Annotated in this window: 1 protein-coding gene; it reads right to left on the bottom strand. The window is 45.2% G+C overall.

What is annotated here, in order from left to right; translation table 11 throughout:
• Position 1 precedes the first annotated feature (1 nt).
• Positions 2–520 carry an Hcp family type VI secretion system effector gene (locus GMA8713_RS26405; RefSeq protein ID WP_013857791.1) on the bottom strand — a complete coding sequence of 173 codons (519 nt, stop codon included), beginning with the start codon at positions 518–520 and terminating at the stop codon, positions 2–4.
• Positions 521–551 lie beyond the last annotated feature (31 nt).

The following is a 551-nucleotide window of genomic DNA, read 5'->3' as shown; positions in this document are numbered from 1 at the left end:
ATTACGCTTCAACAGGCTTGCGCCAGTCGTCAGAGCCTGAAGTACCCGCATTCACGTGATCCCACAGGATTTTACGGTAAGACATAGAAACCGTAACGTTTTGTGTGAAGTCGCCGTTCGCTGGATCTTGGCAATGTGGCATTTCACAGTGGATATCAACGATAGAGGCACTTTCAAGTTTAGTGGTGAAGAAGTTCTCTTGTTTACCTTCGATAGAAGTGCGGTACCATTTTAGCTCAACCGATTTCATCTTCTCGCCAGACGCCAACGCGTTATAAAGAAGAGGAACCGCTTTATTTAGCGCAACGGTGAATTTGAATGGTTTGTGAACACGCTGACCAGAAGGCTGACCTGATTGTGGGTCTGTCGGTACAGTCACAACGTGGTCAAACATTTGAACCAACATTTGATCTTCATGACCTTCAACGAACGCATCGCCGATAGAGTCAGTAGAAAGAGCGCCTGCAGTAATCAGACCCTGAGTTTCGCCTTCAATAGAGATATAACATGGAGTTGGCATTGCAAATTCCTTACTTTAAATGATGAATGGT

It is taken from the genome of Grimontia marina (assembly GCF_900060185.1).
Taxonomy (GTDB): Bacteria; Pseudomonadota; Gammaproteobacteria; order Enterobacterales; family Vibrionaceae; genus Enterovibrio; species Enterovibrio marinus.
Note: the sequence above shows the minus strand (reverse complement) of the source record. Positions and strands in the feature narration are given on the sequence as shown.